At 65.5% G+C, this 1,295-nt stretch carries 1 protein-coding gene; it reads right to left on the bottom strand.

The genetic code is table 11. The features are described from left to right. Positions 1-348 precede the first annotated feature (348 nt). Complete coding sequence (locus tag AB0K82_RS44525) at positions 349-846, bottom strand: hypothetical protein (protein ID WP_364409808.1); 498 nt, start codon at positions 844-846, stop codon at positions 349-351. Positions 847-1,295 lie beyond the last annotated feature (449 nt).

Here is a 1,295-nt window from a genome sequence, read left to right as displayed (position 1 = left end):
ATCGGAAAATCGCAGATTCGGGTTTGTGGCTCGGGACATGTCGCGCATCCTTGGCAATCGTGGGTGCCCTATCCTGCCGCAAGGCAGGCCGGCTGGAAACCATCCATCCTCGGGCGTTCGTTCGTGTCGCAATCAATCGTCCGCCCGCGGCACCTATCGGATTGCCGGTGCCAGTTTCTCGCTGGACCTGTTCTCCGGCAGATAGCCCCGAACATCGACGGCATGAGCCCGCCCTTCACGTTACCGAGGGGGGCGCAGCCGCTCAGCGCGCCGACGGACCTAGGCGACGGCGTACAAACGCCAAGCGCGGACAGGCCGTTGCGGCGACGGCAATCCTGACAAAGGCGGTCATCGCGTCGATCCCTTCACGCGCATATATCTCGCCGTGTCGCAAACTATGGCGGCGGCGCAGACCTGGAACTCGATCGTGTCGGCGTTCACCAGGCGCGCGCGCGCCGGAAAGGCCTGACGATCGGAGATGTATTCGCCTTTCCAGCCACCGTTCGCGGGCCGCAGGTTCCGCACAACGACCCGGCCGAGCGAGGAGACATCGCCAGGCGCAAGACGCTCTTCGATCACGGTGGCGCAGAGGCTTTCACCTGCAGAACAGGTCGCGATGCGGGCAACCGCCGAGCCGTCATGCGCGCGCCAGTCCCCCAGCAGCGGGGACGCCGCCTGCGCTTGGGCCTGCGCCGCGCCGGCCGTCGCCATACAGGCTGCGACAATACAGGTCGGAATCATACAAGCCGCAACAATCACAAGAGCGCCCAGGGGCTGGCTCGCCTTTATCGGATAGGTCATCTCGTCTCTCTTCCCCAGCAACGAAAGCGCTGCCAGGAACATCATCGCCCCGCCTCGTGGAGCGGATATGGAGATTTGAAGAAGAGTCCGTAGAAGCACCGTCACTTGAGCCTGATGCCAGGGCGAAGATTTACACGCGCCGCCAGCGAAGCGATGGTGCCCTGGGGCAGCCGAGAGGCCGCGCTGCACGGTCGCGAGGCCGATCCCCGCCAATTCCGCAAGACCCTCCTGCGTCGTCGCCCGGGATGCGCGGATCGCCGTGGTCCTCTGCCCGAGGGTCCGTTAGTCTCCGCGGCATCTTTCGAGATCGCGATAGCTTGACTGGAGCGACCGCTATGAGCGGCGCATAGCCGCCGTGCCCGCATTGCCATCGGAATGGCAGCTGACCGCCATTTCTCACCATTTGGTCGTTCCGCCAGGCGAGGTGCTCGATCGAGCGCTACGGGCCCGTTTCCCCCGGCCCCGCCTCGCCCCCGCCCGGCGCGATCGGCAGC

It is taken from the genome of Actinoallomurus sp. NPDC052274 (assembly GCF_040679475.1).
Lineage (GTDB): Bacteria > Actinomycetota > Actinomycetes > Streptosporangiales > Streptosporangiaceae > Actinoallomurus > Actinoallomurus liliacearum.
Note: the sequence above shows the minus strand (reverse complement) of the source record. Positions and strands in the feature narration are given on the sequence as shown.

What these genes read in the sequence shown, in the direction of transcription:
- AB0K82_RS44525 (WP_364409808.1), bottom strand. Translation starts at nt 846, where the DNA reads ATGATGTTCCTGGCAGCGCTTTCGTTGCTGGGGAAGAGAGACGAGATG.